Here is a 17,074-nt window from a genome sequence, read left to right as displayed (position 1 = left end):
CTTCGAATTGGAGCCGCTGATGAAAGGTGTTTTTTCATTTTTTATAAGTTACGTAGACTCCTTGTACCAAGGATTCAAATGCACCAGGACTTCGTCCACATCGCTATGCGCAGATTGGATTTTGTGTTTAATGCCGCGAATAATGTCGTGGCCTTCTTGGATGGTCAATGTACCCGATACGCCAAGCCGCGCGTCAATTAATATGTAGTGACCATGCTCGCGTGCTCTCAAGCGGTCAATCCGCTTGATCTCGGGTACAGAGCGGATCAGCGACGCGTACTGCTCAATCTGTGTGGTGCTTACGCTCCGCTCCATAAGAATACCGAATGAGTCTTGGCCCATTTCGTAAGCCAGCTTCAAGACCAGAATGGAGACGATAATCCCCGCTACAGGGTCCCCATATGCGAGAAATCCGTAGCCAAAGTGGTCCCCAAGCAGCGCCAACCCGATCCCGACAGAAGCAGCAATCGACGCGTAGACATCCGCCAAATGATCATAGGCCGTGGCGATCAATCCTTTGCTGTTCATTTTACGGCCAACCCGCATCGTGTACACATAAAGAATTTGCTTCCAGATGAGCGAGATAACCGCTGCGATAAAAGCAATCACATGCGCCTCACCAGCTGGCTCGAATAAGGCATGAATAGAATGATAACCAATGTATACGGCGGCTCCAGCTAAAATAATCGCAACGATAAAAGCGCCGAGCACCTCCGCTTTGCCATGCCCGTAAGGATGGTCCACGTCAGCGGGCTTAGACGAAACACGCATGGAGCTATACGCCGTCGCCGTAGCAATGACGTCTCCGGCATTATGGATTCCATCCGCTATAAGCACCTGGCTATTGAAAAGAAGGCCAACGATAATTTTGATGGCAGTCAGTACGATATTGCTGGCAAGACTAATCCAGATCGCCAGCATCGAGGCGGTGTTCTTCATACTTGCCACTCCCTTCCCTCTTCTAGTATGGCCTCCTAGAAGCAAAAAATCCTCTATCCAAGTACTTGGATAGAGGATTGCGGGGACGATGCGCTAGCGCAGCATCGTGCCCATACGCCGCGCCGCTTCCATAATAAGCGGCGCCTGCTCTTGCATCAGCTCCAGCGTAAGCCGGTTCGCTGGGCCTGAGACGGCGAGGGCGGCCACAAGCCGGCCCCCGCGATCAATAATCGGCGCGGACACGGCCGCCGCACCGGGCTCGCGCTCTTCCACGCTCGTGGCGAAGCCAGCGCGCTTGGTGTCGCCCAGCTGCTGCAGGAACGCCTGCTGATCCAGCCCGGTCGGCCAGTCGGCCGAGGCTAGCAGCTGCTGCTGCACAGCGGGCTCTGCGAAGGCGACGAGCACCTTGCTCGAGGCGCCGACGTAAAGCGGCATTCGCGCCCCCACAGGGGCCACACGGCGAATGGCGTGGTTGCTCTGCACGGCTTGGATGCGGATACGCTCCAGGCCGTCCTGTACGTAAAGCGAGATCGTCTCGCCGAGGAGATCGCGCAGCCTTTCCATCTCCGGTAGCAGAATGATGCCGGGGTCTCCCTCTTGGGAGAGGTTGGCGGACAGCTCCCACAGCCGATAGCCCAGTCTGTATTTATCTGTCGCGGCATCGCGCATAATAAAACCCTTGCCTTCCAAAGAAGCAAGCAGCCGATGCACCGTACTTTTATGTAAATCAACACGACTTGCAATTTCTGTCAACGTTAATTCGGTCGATTCGGTAAAACAGAGCATAATATCCAAAGCACGCTCTACAGCTCGCACCGTCAGTTTATTATCTTCCATGACGAACACCACTTTCATAGTCAACTGTCTGCGGAAGCATCAAATAGTTTCACTATATGAAACCCAGTTATATCTAGTATAACCAAACTCCAACGTTGCGTAAAGGTCAAACATCTGTTTCTTGAATTGTTACAGAAAGGTTACAGTGACTTTACATTTCCCGCACCCTCATTGACTTGTAAGCGCATACAGAATAAGATTAAGATAATAGATTACTTATCTGAAAATTTAGATAATTATTCCTTTCTCCTTATAACTTCTCAGAGCAGCCCATTTGAACACACTACTTTTCTGGAGGGAGGGTACTGCGATGTCATCAACATCACTATCCCCAGGCTCAATTCAACCTACGCTCGAACAGGTCGTTACCCGTCCGCTATTACGCAAAAAAAGGCTGGTTCTCACCATCCTGATCTCATTCCTGACGTTATGTACCTCGCTGTTGCTGGCTTTTCACGCCTATATTGCCTGGACGCTGGCACGGCCACATATTGATCCGCTTCATTCGGATCCCATGAGAGCCGTAGGTCTTCCCTACAGCAGCATTACGTTCCCAAGTCTGAACGGAACCTCGAATTTAGACGGTTGGTTCATTCCCGCTCCTTCCAACAAAACCGTGATCTTCTCTCACGGCTATGGCGGTAATCGCGAAGAATTGTGGGTTCCACTCTATAATTTGGCCCGTGAGCTGCATTTGCAGAACTACAATGTGCTGATGTTCGATTATGGCTATGTGCAACCAGGCAATGAACGCATCATGACCGGTGGTATTCAGGAGTCACAGGAGCTGCTGGGAGCGATTAACTATGTTAAGCATTTATCCAATGGTCCTATTTATATCTGGGGCTTCTCAATGGGTGCTGGAACAGCGCTGCAAGCCGCTCTCCAAAATGGTACGGATATCTCAGGGATGATTCTGGACAGCACGTTCATGCTGAATCCGGATACACTCTATCACAATATGAAGCAAGTTGTGAATGTTCCGAAATTCCCGTCTCTACCGCTTGTCCGCTTATTTTTCCCTTTATTGAACGGAGTGAGCTTGCACGAGGTTCCATATAAAAAGGTCACTTCAACCGCTTATTCCATGCCTATTTATTTCATTCATGGAACGGATGACTCCAAAGCTCCATATGAAATGGTAGAGGATATTTTCAAGGTGCAAGACAACGCGCAATCCAAACTTTGGATTATCCCCAAAGCTCAGCATGAATTGTTATACCGCGCAGAGCCCAAAAAGTATGTGCGCACTTCTCTCAGCTTTCTTAATGGCCTGACGCCGAAAGAAACTGTAGCAGCTGTTAACTGACGTTGGTATTCCCTCCTCCCTATAAAATCGACCCCTTGCGGGGTCGATATTTTTTTGCGCCTAGTCCATCTCGTAGATCGAACCTGACTTGCTCGCGAACAGCTCTGCATACACCTTCTCCGCGTATGCGTCGGTCATGCCGGATATATAGTCCGCCACGAACCGCGGCCAGCTCCAGCTACCCTTCCGGCGCTCATAGCTATCGATCCAATCGGGCGGAATGATCCACATTCCCCTGTCTTGATCGATAAAGCTTTCCCACAGCCGCTCGACGATGATCTCGCTCCGCTTCTGGAGGCGCAGTACCCGGAAATCCTTGATCAGCGTGACCCACGCCAGCTTCTTCAAGATCTCCATGGTCCGCAGGAGATTCATATCCTCCGCTCTGTCTTTGACGAGCGCAACCTTTTTCCAGCCTCGTTCAGGATCGTCCAGAATGTCCAAACGACTAGCAAAAGAGCTCACCCAGCGTGCTTTCATCTCTCTGCGCGTACGCGATTCTTCGCGATTGCATTCAACGAAAATCTGCTGCCACTGCTCGAGATAGTCGGTCAGCACCTTTTTGACCATTTGCTCGATGTCGACTTGCTCCCAGCCGAATTTGTGTTTATTGGGATCATTCAAAATTTCCATTACCAAATGGCGGATCAGGCGTTGATTCTCAAAAAACGTAGCGTTCATCTGGATTTTGCCGGCCCGAATGCCGTCTTCAATATCATGCGTAGAGTACGCGATATCGTCGCATAAATCCATCAATTGCGCTTCCAACGTGGAGCAGCCTTCCGGCATATTCCATTCCCTCCGCAGTTCCCGGATAATCTCCCACTCGGAGGCGTATACCCCCTTGAGCCGGCCTTCTTCCTCCAGCAGGAAAGGATACTTATTAATGCCAAGCAGCACAGCCGCGGTAAGATCCAGACCGCTTTCACTGCCCGCCCTTTTTTCAAGAAACATCAGGATTCGGAAGTTCTGGGCATTGCCCTCGTATTTCAAACCATGATCCTTCAGCAGGATGTGGTTCAGCACCTCTTCCCCTTTGTGACCAAAAGGCGGGTGGCCGAAATCGTGCGCAATCGACGCACACTCCACAACGGTAGGGTCAATGATGAGACCCGGATGCTCTCTTTTTTGCAGAAAAGGGTTCGTCCGTTCCAGACGTTTCGCCACTTCTCTAGCGATTTGGGCAACCTCCAGCGAATGGGTCAGCCGCGTCCGGTAATAGTCGCCTGAACCGGCTCCGAACACCTGCGACTTGCCCTGCAGCCGCCGAAAGGTCGGTGATTGGATCAATCTTGCGTAATCCCGCTCAAATTCATCCCGTTCTTCACTCACTTTAGAGGAAGCGGCCTCTCCGGGCCGAAATTTTCGTATGTTCTTCATCTGCTTGCCCCCTCTGGTGCTCTCGTGCTCTTGCCAACCCCCGGAATTGTACACCTAGCGATTCGTATGCTTGCTATGATCAGTTTATGCTATAGCATGTACGCTAGTCACCCTGGGGCCATTTATTTATAAAAGAATACTATATTCATCTATTCGGCAACAAGTCATGCAGCCACATTCTCCATAAAAAAAGGGATGCTGCACAAGACATTTGTCTTTATGCACACCCCTTTACTCACGAATTACCTATTAATCAATGATAAAAATTCAGAACGCAGCGTTGAATCCGTACGGAAAGAACCGCGCACCGCTGATGTGATCGTCTCGCTGCCGTACTTTTTGACCCCTCTGGAGCACATGCACATATGCTCGCCCTCCACAACGACCATCACGCCGTGCGGCTTCAGCACTTCATCGAGAATGTCGGCGATTTCGGATGTTATTCTCTCCTGCACCTGCAATTTGCGGGTGATGACATCGACTAAACGGGCAAATTTGCTTAACCCCGCAACTTTACCGCTCGGCAGGTAGCCAACATGCACTTTGCCGAAAAACGGCGCCATATGATGCTCGCATTGGCTGTAATAAATAATATCTTTGATGATCACCAATTCCTCATGCTGCTCATCAAAGGTTACACCAAGCACGTCCCGCGGGTCTGCGTCGTAGCCCGAAAAAATTTCTTCATACATGCGCGTTACGCGTGCAGGTGTGTCCAACAAACCTTCCCGGTCCACATCTTCGCCGATCAATCGCAAAATTTCGCGCACATGCTTCTCAATCAGCTCGCGATTCTCAGCTACTCTCGTATTTCTGTATTCAACTGATGCCAATGGCTCCACTCTCCTCATTCATATCCTTTAACCCATGCAGACTGTCAAAACCTTGATCCCATCTCTCATAGCCCTGCTGTCCTTATGCGTTTTGGTAAGCAGCATGCCGCCCTGCCAAAGAGAGACGATAGGTGCAGCAAGCTCGACTGGGGCTAGCCCCTGCAGGGATAGCTCGCCTTGTTTCCGGCCTTCTTTCAGACAAGCCTCAATCTCGGTCTCCATCTCGCTGAAAAAGCGGCTGAGCGGCTTACGCAGCTCCTCTGAGCAATCGCTAAGCTCTAGCGCCAAATTCCCGAAGAAACAACCCTTGCGGCACTCGTTCTCATCACAGAAGCTTAGCATGCGTTCAAACAATTCCAACACGCGCTGCTTTGGCGATAATTTAGTATTCCCCAGACTTGGCTCCAACACGGATTGCCGCATTTCATCTACCTTGCGCTCAATGACCTTTAAACCCAGTTCTTCTTTGCTTTTAAAATGATAATAAAAATTGCTTTTACATACCCCGCTGCTCGACAAAATGTCCTCTAGTCCCGTTCCTTGGTAGCCATGATCATGAAATAGATCCATCGCAGCTTCCAGAATGCGGTCTTTGTTGCTTGCCATCGACTAGCCACCTCTGAATCGTACTGGTATGTCCTAATTTTACAAAACCTGACTATAACACGAAGGGCTCCTGCTGTCCTCCGATTGTACGGTTAGACAGCAAAGCCCTTTGAAGGGGTCACGAGCCCCACTATTATTTCCACTTTTGGTTTTTCATCATTTGCTGCGCTTTGTTTAACTGCTGTTTATTCATGTTGTAGCCCATTTGCTTCGCCATTTTGGCCAGCATCTCGGGATTATTTTGCATGGATTCCAACTGCTTTTTCAAGTAAAACACGCCGATAAAAAATCCGCCGACTAAGCCCACAATCAAAGTGAGAATAGGAATAAGATAACTCCACATAACGTTGCCCCCTGCAAGTGTTGATTGGTTAGATTGCTTGCCTTATCATACCATTTCTACTCATCGCTTTACAAATGACTTGGCCATAAATCATAGAACTTGTTCAATAAAAACGGTGGTATGTTTTGCCAAATCGATTTCCTTAATATCCAGCTCTCTGTCCATCTGATCCTGCTTGACGATTCTGACAATCGGGCGGGTCGGCAATCCGCGATGCTGACCGACAACAACGCCGGTCTCGCGATTCGATAGACGGACGGAAGCCCCGGTCGGATAGATGGAAACAGTTTTCAGAAAATGAATCAAAACCTCTCGATCCAGCTTTGTTCCAGCCAGCGCCATCATATGCTCACATGCCTCGTAGGGCAGCATCCGGCGTCCCATGGAAGTATCGAAGAGTAAGTTATCGTACATATTCGCGACAGCTGTAATTTTGGCATAAATATGGATGTCGTCGCTGGTCAAACCTCTCGGAATGCCCTGGCCGTCCAATGCTTCATGATGTTGGAAGGCGACATGGGCAATCAGCAAGCTGAATTCGCGCTTGGTTTTCAAAAGCTCAAACCCGCGCCATGTATGATGCCTCCTGCTGTCAGACGACTCATCGTCACAGGTGAGCTCAACTTTCCCCACATCATGCAGCAGGGCGCCGATGGCAAGCTCTTTCAACTGGCTCTCATTGAACCCCATATTAATACCTACGAGCACCGCCATCATGCAGACGTTGGTCGCATGGACATACATCTCGTTATCCTTGGTCCGAATGTCCGTCAGTTGGACGAGCACATCCCGATTCTTCATCACCTCGTCGAGCAAAGTGTTGATCGAAATGCTCATAGCACGGGAGTTAAATTCCTTGCCGGATCGGAGCGCCGCGAAGGTTTGCCCCATTTGCTGCATAACGACACGTTTCGTTTCTTCTGAAATGATTTCGGGAATCTCCACATCTTCCAGGTTCGGATCCTTGATGTAGATCATCGTAACACCGATTCGATTGAGCGTATTGATCATGAAAACCGTTAACTGCACGCCTTCCGAAAGCAGAATCGAACCGTTGCTGGCAAATATCGTACGGCCTAAATATTGACCCGACTCAACGGAATCCAAATGTACATATTTCATAGGATCACTCCACGGTTAGTTATTCTTTGGATTCATATGGGGGCGTTCTTCGCGTTCCAAATCAAGTAAATGTATTTTCATGTCGAGACCCCCGGCATACCCCACCAAGTCGCCGCTTACACCAATGATGCGATGACAGGGAATGATTACGGGAATCGGATTTTTATTATTTGCGCCGCCTACTGCTCTAACGGCTTTCGGTGATTGAATCGCCTCGGCAATGTGCTTATAGGAAGCTGTCTCTCCGTATGGGACGTCCAGCAGGGCAGTCCAAACTTTTTTCTGAAAGTCCGTACCCTGCAAATCCAATTCCCCATCAAACTTTAGCCGTTCTCCTCTAAAATACTCCTCCAGCTGTTGTACGGTTGGCGCAAGTGTTCCTGCATCCTCCTGGAGCTCCGTATCCTTGCCAAACCAACGTGTGGTCCACTCTTGCAGGTCCGCTTGATTCTGGCTCATGGTGCCGAAAGCAACACGGCAAAGTCCTTTCGGACTTGTAATGAGAACAAGCGCGCCTATAGGCGTAGCCACTTCCGTATAGATCAATTTGTTCGCAGCGGATTGCTGATTAGATGTCATGTCGGATTCTTCTCCCCTGTCTGCGAGCTTGCATGATTCGCTTGCCGGATGGCCGTCATCGCCTTCTCAATGTCTTGCTGCACCGCCGGTTCCTGCTCGGCCCCTCGGGCCTTGTCCAGAGCTGTTGCGGCATCGTCGCCCCCTATGCGCCCCAGCGCCCATGCGGCCGTTGCCCTAATCTCAGGCCGCGGATCTTTGTGCAGCAGCTCCGTAAGCACAGGCACAGCGGAGCTGTCCCTGAAGTTGCCCAGCGCGATGATCGCGTTGCGCTGAATGGGCTTTTTGCCCCTCCAGGACGCCGCGATGCGTCCGTATTGCTCTTTGAAGTCCTTGTTCGTCATGGTGAGCAAGGGAATCAGCAGCGGCTTGACCTTCTCAGGGTCAGGCTCGAACTCCGGATGATGCGTCCAGTTCATCCCCTTGTTCTTCGGGCAGACGATCTGGCAGGTATCACAGCCATAGAGCCGGTTGCCGATTTTAAGCTTGTACTCATCTGCGATGTATCCCTTCGTTTGGGTGATGAAGGAGATGCAGCGGGATGAGTTGAGCTGTCCCGGGCCAACGAGCGCCCCTGTGGGACAAGCGTCGATACAGATCGTGCAGTCGCCGCACTGATCTATCATCGGCGTACCGGGGCTGAACGGAATATTGGTGATGATTTCGCCCAAATAGACCCATGAGCCCCATTCCGGCGTAATGACGGCGCAGTTCTTACCGGACCAGCCGATGCCGGACCGCTCCGCGACAGCGCGGTCGACCAGCACGCCGGTGTCGACCATGCTTTGCAATCGCGCATCCGGCATGCGCTCCGCGATGAAAGCCTCCAGCTTCGCGAGCCGGTCGCGAAGCACATCATGGTAATCGCTCCCCCAGGAGGAGCGAGAAATGATCCCCCGATACGCCCCTGGCTCGGATCGGGGCGGGTTAGCCAGCTTCGACGGGTACGCGACCGCGATGGAGATGATCGACCGCGGCGCGTCGAAGCTCAGCTCGGGATGCACCCGCTTCTCGATATCCGGCTCCTCGAAGCCGGATTCGAACCCCTTCTCCCGGTGACGGAGAAGGATGTCTTTCAGTTCTGTGAACGGTTCAGCTGACGTGAAGCCGATCTTATCTATACCGAGGGACGGCGCGGCTTCCACAATCTCTTGCTGTAATTTTCTAATCTCTGTCTCTGACGCTGCGACAATGGAAACCGCCAAAACACCCTCACCTCTTTCATCTGTTCGTATTTACCTTACAGGTCTGCGGCCATTGAGAATGGCCACAGCACATACTCAGCCCGGCCTTGAATCAGGCTGGCCGGGACTTCCCCGAACCTGCGGCTGTCCGCACTCGCCGCCGTATGGCGGTTATCGCCCATCACGAAGACGCGACCCTCCCCGATCTGCATCGGGCCGAAATCGCCGTCCTCGATGGGCGAGTCGGTATACGGCTCTTCGACTTTCTCGCCGTTCACATACAAAGCGCCGCCTCGGCCTTTCACCTCGTCGCCTCCAACGGCTACCACCCTTTTCACCAAAAAAGGATGGTGGGTAAAAGCATACTCCTCCGTCTCCTTCAGGATGACGATTTCACCGCGTTTAGGCGATTTGAAGTACGTAATTGCCTTGTTCACAAACAGCCATTCTCCCTCTTGCAGCGTTGGATCCATCGAATGTCCCCGAACCGTGGACAAGTTAAATCCGAATTGATGCACAAGAATAACGACAAGAAGAGCTACGAGGATGGATTTCGTCCAATCCCACAGCTCATGGGTAAGGCTCTTTACCTCTGTCTGTTTGACATTCCTGGACTGTGAAGCTGCTTGATTGGATTCATTACGGCCTACAAAGAAGCTCATTCATGCTCCTCCGTTCTTTTGCTTTTCCCACTGTTCGTAATAATGCATGACCAAGTCATCTTGAAATGGCGGCTTGTCCGTACTTGCCAGTTCCAAAATGGCGGCAAGTCCATCTTTCACTTTTGACTCCACAAGTGTTGAATAGTGATAATTCAGTTTATGGCGTTCATATTCATCTTCATCTACGATATGCACGGAACGATCCGGCATTCGAATGACATCAAGGTCGTAGTCGATATAAGTAAGCACTTGCCCTGTCACATACATAGGAGACGCTACGTTGCAGTAATATCTGACCCCTGTATCTTCAATAAGGGCAACAATATTAAACCATTGCTTTGGAATAAAAAAAGAAACGCCCGGAATACGGCTGACCCATTCCTTCCCGTCAGCTTCCTGGATCTTCGTCTGGCTGTTAATAAACACCATCATGTCCTGCTGAAGATGGTCGGCATGCATGACGTGCGGCGGCACTCGCCAATTCGTGAGCCACATCCGGTGTAAATGTCCGTCATGTTTGAAGCTTTTTATCACATACGGCGCGAAATTATCCATGTCTCAAAGCTCCTCTATTGATAGCTGCCGATAAGTTCCCCTATTATATAGAAAAGCATATCTGACCCCCAAATGCAATGGCGGCACAGATATGCTTCTCTAGCTTCAAATCTGTTCAATTTCACTCTCGTCACTGCCGTGACTACACGCTGACTTTCTTCACAATGCTCAACCGATGCGCAGCACGCGAAAAATCAGATGTACTATAACCCGCCGACTCATACACAGGGAGTACGACTTCATTATGGACGTCTACCGTTACCATAATTTTGTTCACGTTCCGTTGGAGGAACCTCATTTTCATCGCTTCGATCAAAGCTTTTCCGATACCTTTACGCTGATACTCTGTGGCAACTGCAATTCGATAGTAATAGCCATTGTTGTTATCGATGGTGCCAATAATCACGCCCACGATTTCTGATTCTTCTTGTGCAACCAGCACAAGCTCCGTATCCCAAGAAAGTTGACGAGCAAATGCTTCCATCGTTTCTTCATAGCAGATTTCCGACAAAACATCCTGTAAAAGTGATGTCACCGAAGACGTATCACCAAGCTGAAATGAACGAACATGCATACGGTTCTCTCCCAATCCCCTATTCATTTTCTAGGATTAATTTTATGGTAATTTAGTAAATACGACAAAAAAGGACGGAATCCTGCTGAAAATGTGTTAAAATTCACAAAAATCTTTGTTTTTTTCTAAAAACCTCTTGAAAGCGCTTAAATGCAAGCGTTTTCAACAAATTGCGCATTAAGCATTCCGCCAACTGCAACAAATAAAAGCCTGACGGATGAAATTCCGTCAGGCATCGATGTTAGTTGCTAAGTAGCTTGCGACTCTTTAACAACCGCTTGCGGACCGCGATATTTGTAGAAAAATGCCACACCAATCAGGGCAAGCCCATTGATGGCAAAAACGAGAGGAATTCCGATCCAACCGCCCAAGAAGCCGCCGATGATCGGACCGCTCATCGTCCCAAGCTGAGTAGCCGATTGGTTCAAGCTGAAAGCCCTGCCCCGAAAGCTGGGATCCGTAAATTTCACAATCAAAGCATTTAACGCCGGATAGACGGCGGCGAAGAACAGCCCGTAACTAAACCTCAATATGCCGAATGCCAGCAAATGATGAGTGCCCAACTGCAGCAGATTACCTATGCCTCCACCCAGCAGCCCGATGAACAGTGTTTTGGAGTAGCTGAGCTTTTGCCCGAGCTTGCCCCATCGAGGAGCGGCTATGACCGTGGCTACGCCAACCGCTGAGAAGATGATGCCTGAGCTTAGCGACGCTGAGCTTTGGGTGCCCCCCATTTGGAGCACATAGATGGTAAGCAGCGGCTCAACGATCATGACCGAGGTAGCCACCAGCATAGTGACGCCAAGGATCATCATGAAGGATCGGTTGTGCGCAGCCGATTTCAAGTCGTCCCAGACGCTGGAACGCTCGGCGGAGCGGTTGAAGTTTTTTTCCTTGGCCCCGAATAGGCCGATGAAAGCCGCCACCAAGACGACACAGCCGGAGACCAGAAAGGACTCCCTATTCCCTACCCAATGGCTGACAAATCCGCCAACCAGCGGGCCGATCACGCTTCCTGCGGCTCCTGCGGTAGACATGACGCCAAGGGCATAACCGACTTCTTTCTCCGGAGTGTTCGTGGCAACCAGCGCAATGGACGCCGGAACGAAGCCGGCAAGCAGCCCTTGCAGAATGCGTACAACTAAGAACAGATAAGGATCATGTACGAAAAACGTCGCAAAATAAAGAACGCTTAAACTGAACCCTGAACGAATGAGCATCGGTTTGCGACCATATTTGTCAGCAAGTGATCCCCAGTAGGGTGCAATTAAAGCGCTCGCTAGAAAAGTAATGCCAAATGTGATACCCGACCATGCTTCGAGCCCTTTATCAATCCCGAGCTCCGTGTGCAGGAATATCGGCAAGAATGGAACCGATATGGTGTAGGCCATCCCGCAGAAAAAAACGCCGATCCATAATGTAACCAGATTTCGCTTCCAAGAAAATTCCATGTCATTTCCCCTCCTAATGCTTCTTTCTGCACGTAAGTGCTCGTTCATTTCTCCTTCTCTCTCCCGATAACCGCGAAACGATAACCTTATTTTATCATCTTTCTCCCGATATTAGAAATTTTAAATCAAGAACGCAAAAAAGCCTGACAGGTCAGACCCCGTCAGGCAGTATGAACTCAGTGGCTCCTTGCTGCATATCCTCTTAATACTTTCTCTGTCGCATGATGGACAATGATGTACAGCGTAAACACGACAAGATAAACAAATGGTGAGTACCACAGCTTCCATCCATTAAACGTAAAAACGTGACAAAGGCAGGCTAACCATTCAAAAAACACGGATATCCCCGAGAAGACGCCTACATATAGGATTCGGACTACGCCTTTTAATTGCCATTTATCATAAAAATACAAAAAGATGTAGGTATACGGAGGATAGTTAAGATAATAAATGACAATGTCCATCACCTCATACTTGGAACTATCACTGACATCGTACATATCGAAAGGTTTGACGGCAATCAATGAATCAACCGACTGAGAGATAAAAACGGTGAATACGGTATACACGGTAATCGCAACGGGAGAGAAACGTTTGGGCAGCAGAAAAGCGATGGTTACGGTGACAGCGAGTGAAATCAAGGTAAACCACTCATTGATATCAAAGTGTTCAGGTGGGTAGAGGATCATGGCCATCACACTTTCCAAGCATTTTTCTGAAAACTAAGCAGAAGCAGGTTAACTCGAGCAAAGCGGTATACCAGATGACCATGGAATAACCGATATTCCACCCCGTTAAGGTCAGAATACCAAAGAACTGAAATAAGTGATAAGAGCCGGTTAAGGCTGAAAACCAGATGCCTATATAGAGGATTTTGATCAGAAACCGTGTATTCGCTTGAAAAATAGGAACGAGCAGCCACAAGGTGCCAATAGGGAAAATAAGGATTTGATTGAGCTTATAAAAGTAAAAGGCCCAGAATGACTCTGCAAATTGTATCAATTTGAAATTATCTACAATCGCTGAATGCAGCTGTTCAATCGCAATTAAGATGACCATGTAGTACACCCATTTTTCGAAACGGTCAAAAAGCTTTGGCATATTGCCTAAGGAAACCACTGCGACAACAGCAATCAAGGTCGTGCAAACATTTAATAAAAACACGTTAGAAAAAACCTCCAATCAGGAAAAGTTTTACCTTACTATTCCCCGTTGAAGGCTCCGTATGCAATCAGCTATCCTATCGTGATCTTTCCTTCCGGGTAGCGGAAATGTTCTTTCTCCGGCAGCGGAATCAAAATATAAGCGAGTGTAACGGGTCCAAGCCGCCCAATGAACATCAGTATAACAAGAAATACTTTGCCAAATTCTGTCAGCTGTGAAGATAATCCCATCGACATTCCTGCTGTGGCATACGCCGATGTGACCTCAAACAATACGCCAAGAAACGGATAGCTCTCTGTTATGGTCAGAACAATGGTGGCAATGACAATCAATGAAAAAGAAAGCAGCGTGAACGTAATCGCCTTATAGATCCGATCTTTCGAAATGCGGCGGCGGAACAGCACGATTTCCTCTTGGCCCCGCATCATGGCGATCACCGCACCGACAAGGATGACGAAGGTCGTTACCTTGATGCCCCCTCCGGAGGAACCGGGCGAAGCCCCGATAAACATCATGATAATGATGAAGAACTGCGTCGCCTGCCGCATCGATGGAATATCGATGGTATTAATGCCTGCTGAACGCGATGAAACGGACTGCAGCAGCGAGCTGAGCAGCTTGCCTATCGCGGAGAGCGGCTGCAGCGTATGCGTATTCGTGAACTCGAAGATAAGAATGACGATAGCCCCGATAAAGATGAGCGCCGCAGAAGCGCTGAGCACCACCTTGCTGTGCAGAGTAAGCTTTTTATTCTTAGGATACGTTAGCAAATCGGAAATCACGATAAACCCGATACCACCTAAAATGACTAAAAGCATAGAGACGATGTTCACGAAGGGATCTTCGACATAATGCATCAAACTTCCCGGCCGGTCAGGCATGCTTCCGAATAGATCAAACCCGGCGTTATTGAATATCGAGATGCTATGAAATATGCCAAAGTATACGGCCTTGCCGATAGGCATCTCAAACGACCAACGGATTGCATATAACACGGCGCCGGCCAGCTCAATGTAGAGCGCGTAAATCAAGACTTTTCGAACAAGCCGAACGATTCCTTCCGTAGACTCATGATTCATCGCCTCCTGCAGGATAAGACGCTCCTGGAAGGAGATGCGCCGCCGCAGAACGAGGGCAATAAGTGTGGACATGGTCATGAAACCAAGACCGCCGATTTGGACAAGACAAATAAGTACAATTTCCCCAAAGGTTGATAAATGCGCGCCTGTATTAATCACGGACAACCCTGTTACGCAAGTGGCGGAGGTCGCCATAAATAGGGCATCGGTCCATGTCATTTGACCTTCCCCCGCTATGGAAACGGGCAAAGACAGCAGAATCGATCCCGCGATAATGATCAAAATAAACCCGATAGCCAGCACTTGGGGAGGACTTAAGCGGAATCTCTTTTTCGAATTATGTATCATTGCGAGCAACCCCATACCTCCATACCTATAATGAGTTTGCGACAATTGTATAATTTGATAGAAGCAATGTAAAGAACTGTCAGATTAAGAGAGATTATCGCCTAGCACTGCGGCTTTCCGCCTAATTTAAATGCCGTATAGGCAGGAATAACCCCCTTCCTGGTAGAACACTTCAGTTGGAATCTTGAGTTAAGCCCTTAGCGGAGGTAGTTTTGTCCATGTCCATAGACCAAAGATTAATAAATGAATCTTTATTTATACAAGCTTTTAAATATGCTCCGATCGGCATGGTTCTTGTTTCATTGAATGGACGCTGTCTCAAAGCTAATCCGGCTATTTGCACCATACTAGGGTATTCGGAGTTGGAGTTGTCCTCCCTTACTTTTCAGGAGATCACCCATCCGGAGGACTTGATCCTTGATCTGCAATTAATGACTGAACTGCTTACTGGCAAACGGGATTCCTATCAAATGGAAAAAAGGTATATTCATAAGGACGGCCATATTGTATGGTGCCTCTTGGCTGTATCTCTTGCTCAGGATGAGGAGAGTCACCATCCGTTTTTCGTCTCTCAAATTATTGATATCAGCGATCAAAAACAGGCGGAAAACGAGCTGCGTGAGAAAGAACGCCTTCTCTATGAAAAAGACGTCCACTATCAGATCAGCATGACGAAACATTTGGAACAAATTCATGAGCTGTATCGTATGATTTCCGATCATGTTTTGGACATTATCTCAATTTCCTCACCGGAGGGCTTAACCCGTCATATTTCTCCGGCTGTACGTAGCTTGCTAGGCTATGAAATGGATGAAATCGTAGGAACCAAAATGATAGATCTCTGGCATCCGGATGATTTGCTTGCTTGGGGTAAGCGCTGTCTGCTCGATAATCCGGATGTCAATATGTTTATATGTCGTATCCGCCATAAAGAGGGCCATTACGTTTGGTTTGAAACGACGGTCAAAATGATTCGCAATGAAGAAGGCGATGTCGAAAAAATCGTCGCCGTCGGCCGGGATATTACAAAACGCAAACAGGCGGAAGATGAGCTCTGCGCGACCAAGGAAAGACTTGAATCCTTCATCAAAAACAATGGGGACGCGATTTGGGTCATTGACCGTGACGAAAAGGTCGTTGAAACCAATGCCGCATTCGACAAGCTTTTTCAGTGGAAGTCCGAGGAAATCATCCATCAATTGCTGCCCATCACACCACCAAATCTCGCTCAGCAAACAAGGGAACTTCACGAGCAGGTCCTATCCGGGCAATCGGTAATCGGTTTCGAAACGGTTAGATTGCGCAAAGACGGCTCGCTCGTTGATGTGAGCACAACGTTATCTCCTATTCATGACACGACGGGTCATATTATTGGCATCGCTGGCACGTGTCACGATATTACGGAAAAGAAACAAGCCGAGCAAATGCTCATTAATTCAGAAAAACTTTCTATCGCCGGTCAATTAGCTGCCGGGATCGCCCATGAGATCCGGAACCCGATCACAGCAATTAAAGGTTTCGTTCAGCTTATGAAATCAGGCGTTTCCGAGAAAAAATTGTATTATGAGATTATGTCCTCAGAAATTGAGCGCATCGAAATGATTCTCAGCGAGCTGCTGATTTTGGCTAAACCTCAGCTGATCCAATCGGATCGTAAAGATATTCGCAACATTTTATCTCAAGTAACTACGTTGCTGGAATCACAAGCGATTCTTAGTAATGTGGAAATTATCACGGAATGCGAACCCGATCTTCCCCCGATTTTGTGCGATCAAAATCAGTTAAAACAGGTTTGCATCAATTTCATTAAAAACGGCATAGAGGCTATGTCACTTGGCGGAACCCTTCTCATTCAAGTGAAAACACAGAACGAAAACAGCCTGATTCTCCGCTTTATCGATCAAGGCTGCGGAATTCCCGAGGACATTATAACTAAGCTTGGACAGCCTTTCTATACAACAAAGGAAAAAGGAACAGGCCTTGGATTCATGGTCAGCAAAAAGATTATTGAAAGCCATAACGGAACGATAAACGTGTTCAGCAAAGATAAAGAAGGAACAACCGTTGAGGTTTACCTTCCGACCTTTAATTAAAATAGAGCCATTCTGCCCA

General features: G+C 48.7%; 18 protein-coding genes. 2 read left to right on the top strand and 16 right to left on the bottom strand.

Annotated features, from left to right (window positions below; genetic code table 11):
* Positions 1-48: 48 nt before the first annotated feature.
* The gene (locus ACKTT9_RS02525) at positions 49-939 is read right to left on the bottom strand and encodes a cation diffusion facilitator family transporter (RefSeq protein WP_407870366.1); all 891 of its coding nucleotides are present in this window, start codon (positions 937-939) and stop codon (positions 49-51) included.
* Positions 940-1,032: 93 nt separating this feature from the next.
* Entirely contained in the window at positions 1,033-1,776 is a 744-nt protein-coding gene (locus ACKTT9_RS02520) for an IclR family transcriptional regulator (RefSeq protein WP_127455072.1), read from the bottom strand.
* 310 nt (positions 1,777-2,086) lie between these two features.
* Between ACKTT9_RS02520 and ACKTT9_RS02515 the strand changes: the two genes are divergently transcribed.
* Entirely contained in the window at positions 2,087-3,085 is a 999-nt protein-coding gene (locus tag ACKTT9_RS02515; RefSeq protein ID WP_407870365.1) for an alpha/beta hydrolase, read from the top strand.
* A gap of 60 nt (positions 3,086-3,145) precedes the next feature.
* On the opposite strand, the gene ACKTT9_RS02510 is transcribed toward ACKTT9_RS02515, so the two are convergent.
* From ACKTT9_RS02510 to ACKTT9_RS02445, 14 genes are all read right to left on the bottom strand, one after another.
* Positions 3,146-4,465, bottom strand: coding sequence for a deoxyguanosinetriphosphate triphosphohydrolase family protein (locus tag ACKTT9_RS02510; protein WP_407870364.1), 1,320 nt, complete (start codon positions 4,463-4,465; stop codon positions 3,146-3,148).
* Positions 4,466-4,707: 242 nt separating this feature from the next.
* The gene (gene folE / locus ACKTT9_RS02505) at positions 4,708-5,316 is read right to left on the bottom strand and encodes a GTP cyclohydrolase I FolE (protein WP_407870363.1); all 609 of its coding nucleotides are present in this window, start codon (positions 5,314-5,316) and stop codon (positions 4,708-4,710) included.
* 9 nt (positions 5,317-5,325) lie between these two features.
* Positions 5,326-5,904 (bottom strand): TetR/AcrR family transcriptional regulator, encoded by a 579-nt coding sequence (locus ACKTT9_RS02500; RefSeq protein WP_407870362.1) that lies wholly within the window; start codon positions 5,902-5,904, stop codon positions 5,326-5,328.
* A 133-nt stretch (positions 5,905-6,037) separates the two neighbouring features.
* On the bottom strand, positions 6,038-6,247 hold the full coding sequence (locus ACKTT9_RS02495; protein ID WP_127455063.1) for a YneF family protein: 210 nt from the start codon (positions 6,245-6,247) through the stop codon (positions 6,038-6,040).
* A 90-nt stretch (positions 6,248-6,337) separates the two neighbouring features.
* Positions 6,338-7,369 carry an HD-GYP domain-containing protein gene (locus ACKTT9_RS02490; protein ID WP_407870361.1) on the bottom strand — a complete coding sequence of 344 codons (1,032 nt, stop codon included), beginning with the start codon at positions 7,367-7,369 and terminating at the stop codon, positions 6,338-6,340.
* Between the two features lie 15 nt (positions 7,370-7,384).
* A complete protein-coding gene (locus ACKTT9_RS02485) occupies positions 7,385-7,948 on the bottom strand; it encodes a methylated-DNA--[protein]-cysteine S-methyltransferase (RefSeq protein ID WP_407870360.1) in 564 nt (187 codons plus the stop codon).
* A complete protein-coding gene (gene queG / locus ACKTT9_RS02480; RefSeq protein WP_407872943.1) occupies positions 7,945-9,138 on the bottom strand; it encodes a tRNA epoxyqueuosine(34) reductase QueG in 1,194 nt (397 codons plus the stop codon). Before queG ends, ACKTT9_RS02485 begins: the two co-directional genes overlap by 4 nt.
* 47 nt (positions 9,139-9,185) lie before the next feature.
* Positions 9,186-9,791 carry a signal peptidase I gene (gene lepB, locus ACKTT9_RS02475; protein WP_407870359.1) on the bottom strand — a complete coding sequence of 202 codons (606 nt, stop codon included), beginning with the start codon at positions 9,789-9,791 and terminating at the stop codon, positions 9,186-9,188.
* Complete coding sequence (locus ACKTT9_RS02470) at positions 9,792-10,346, bottom strand: DUF402 domain-containing protein (protein WP_157323431.1); 555 nt, start codon at positions 10,344-10,346, stop codon at positions 9,792-9,794. It abuts the gene before it with no gap.
* Between the two features lie 142 nt (positions 10,347-10,488).
* Positions 10,489-10,920: a GNAT family N-acetyltransferase gene (locus ACKTT9_RS02465; protein ID WP_127455051.1), complete on the bottom strand. Its 432-nt coding sequence runs from the start codon at positions 10,918-10,920 to the stop codon at positions 10,489-10,491.
* 248 nt (positions 10,921-11,168) lie between these two features.
* Entirely contained in the window at positions 11,169-12,371 is a 1,203-nt protein-coding gene (locus tag ACKTT9_RS02460; protein ID WP_407870358.1) for an MFS transporter, read from the bottom strand.
* 176 nt (positions 12,372-12,547) lie between these two features.
* On the bottom strand, positions 12,548-13,060 hold the full coding sequence (locus tag ACKTT9_RS02455) for a hypothetical protein (RefSeq protein ID WP_407870357.1): 513 nt from the start codon (positions 13,058-13,060) through the stop codon (positions 12,548-12,550).
* The gene (locus ACKTT9_RS02450; protein ID WP_407870356.1) at positions 13,041-13,535 is read right to left on the bottom strand and encodes a hypothetical protein; all 495 of its coding nucleotides are present in this window, start codon (positions 13,533-13,535) and stop codon (positions 13,041-13,043) included. Before ACKTT9_RS02450 ends, ACKTT9_RS02455 begins: the two co-directional genes overlap by 20 nt.
* A 71-nt stretch (positions 13,536-13,606) precedes the next feature.
* Positions 13,607-14,977: a TrkH family potassium uptake protein gene (locus ACKTT9_RS02445; protein WP_407870355.1), complete on the bottom strand. Its 1,371-nt coding sequence runs from the start codon at positions 14,975-14,977 to the stop codon at positions 13,607-13,609.
* 203 nt (positions 14,978-15,180) lie between these two features.
* On the opposite strand from ACKTT9_RS02445, the gene ACKTT9_RS02440 reads away from it, so the two are divergent.
* A complete protein-coding gene (locus tag ACKTT9_RS02440; RefSeq protein ID WP_407870354.1) occupies positions 15,181-17,055 on the top strand; it encodes a PAS domain S-box protein in 1,875 nt (624 codons plus the stop codon).
* The last annotated feature ends 19 nt before the right edge of the window (positions 17,056-17,074 follow it).

Source organism: Paenibacillus sp. P36 (assembly GCF_045866505.1).
Classification (GTDB): Bacteria; Bacillota; Bacilli; order Paenibacillales; family NBRC-103111; genus Paenibacillus_E; species Paenibacillus_E chondroitinus.
The sequence above is the reverse complement of the archived record's forward strand: the minus strand, read 5'-3'. Positions and strand labels throughout refer to the sequence as shown.

Bases quoted from the DNA above. Each gene is read 5' to 3' on its own strand.
- lepB (WP_407870359.1), bottom strand. From the start codon at position 9,791: ATGAGCTTCTTTGTAGGCCGTAATGAATCCAATCAAGCAGCTTCACAG.
- ACKTT9_RS02470 (WP_157323431.1), bottom strand. From the start codon at position 10,346: ATGGATAATTTCGCGCCGTATGTGATAAAAAGCTTCAAACATGACGGA.
- ACKTT9_RS02440 (WP_407870354.1), top strand. From the start codon at position 15,181: ATGTCCATAGACCAAAGATTAATAAATGAATCTTTATTTATACAAGCT.
- ACKTT9_RS02485 (WP_407870360.1), bottom strand. From the start codon at position 7,948: ATGACATCTAATCAGCAATCCGCTGCGAACAAATTGATCTATACGGAA.
- ACKTT9_RS02495 (WP_127455063.1), bottom strand. From the start codon at position 6,247: ATGTGGAGTTATCTTATTCCTATTCTCACTTTGATTGTGGGCTTAGTC.
- ACKTT9_RS02455 (WP_407870357.1), bottom strand. From the start codon at position 13,060: ATGATCCTCTACCCACCTGAACACTTTGATATCAATGAGTGGTTTACC.
- ACKTT9_RS02510 (WP_407870364.1), bottom strand. From the start codon at position 4,465: ATGAAGAACATACGAAAATTTCGGCCCGGAGAGGCCGCTTCCTCTAAA.
- ACKTT9_RS02520 (WP_127455072.1), bottom strand. From the start codon at position 1,776: ATGGAAGATAATAAACTGACGGTGCGAGCTGTAGAGCGTGCTTTGGAT.
- ACKTT9_RS02525 (WP_407870366.1), bottom strand. From the start codon at position 939: ATGAAGAACACCGCCTCGATGCTGGCGATCTGGATTAGTCTTGCCAGC.
- folE (WP_407870363.1), bottom strand. From the start codon at position 5,316: ATGAGGAGAGTGGAGCCATTGGCATCAGTTGAATACAGAAATACGAGA.
- ACKTT9_RS02465 (WP_127455051.1), bottom strand. From the start codon at position 10,920: ATGCATGTTCGTTCATTTCAGCTTGGTGATACGTCTTCGGTGACATCA.
- ACKTT9_RS02500 (WP_407870362.1), bottom strand. From the start codon at position 5,904: ATGGCAAGCAACAAAGACCGCATTCTGGAAGCTGCGATGGATCTATTT.
- ACKTT9_RS02460 (WP_407870358.1), bottom strand. From the start codon at position 12,371: ATGGAATTTTCTTGGAAGCGAAATCTGGTTACATTATGGATCGGCGTT.
- ACKTT9_RS02515 (WP_407870365.1), top strand. From the start codon at position 2,087: ATGTCATCAACATCACTATCCCCAGGCTCAATTCAACCTACGCTCGAA.
- ACKTT9_RS02490 (WP_407870361.1), bottom strand. From the start codon at position 7,369: ATGAAATATGTACATTTGGATTCCGTTGAGTCGGGTCAATATTTAGGC.
- ACKTT9_RS02445 (WP_407870355.1), bottom strand. From the start codon at position 14,977: ATGGGGTTGCTCGCAATGATACATAATTCGAAAAAGAGATTCCGCTTA.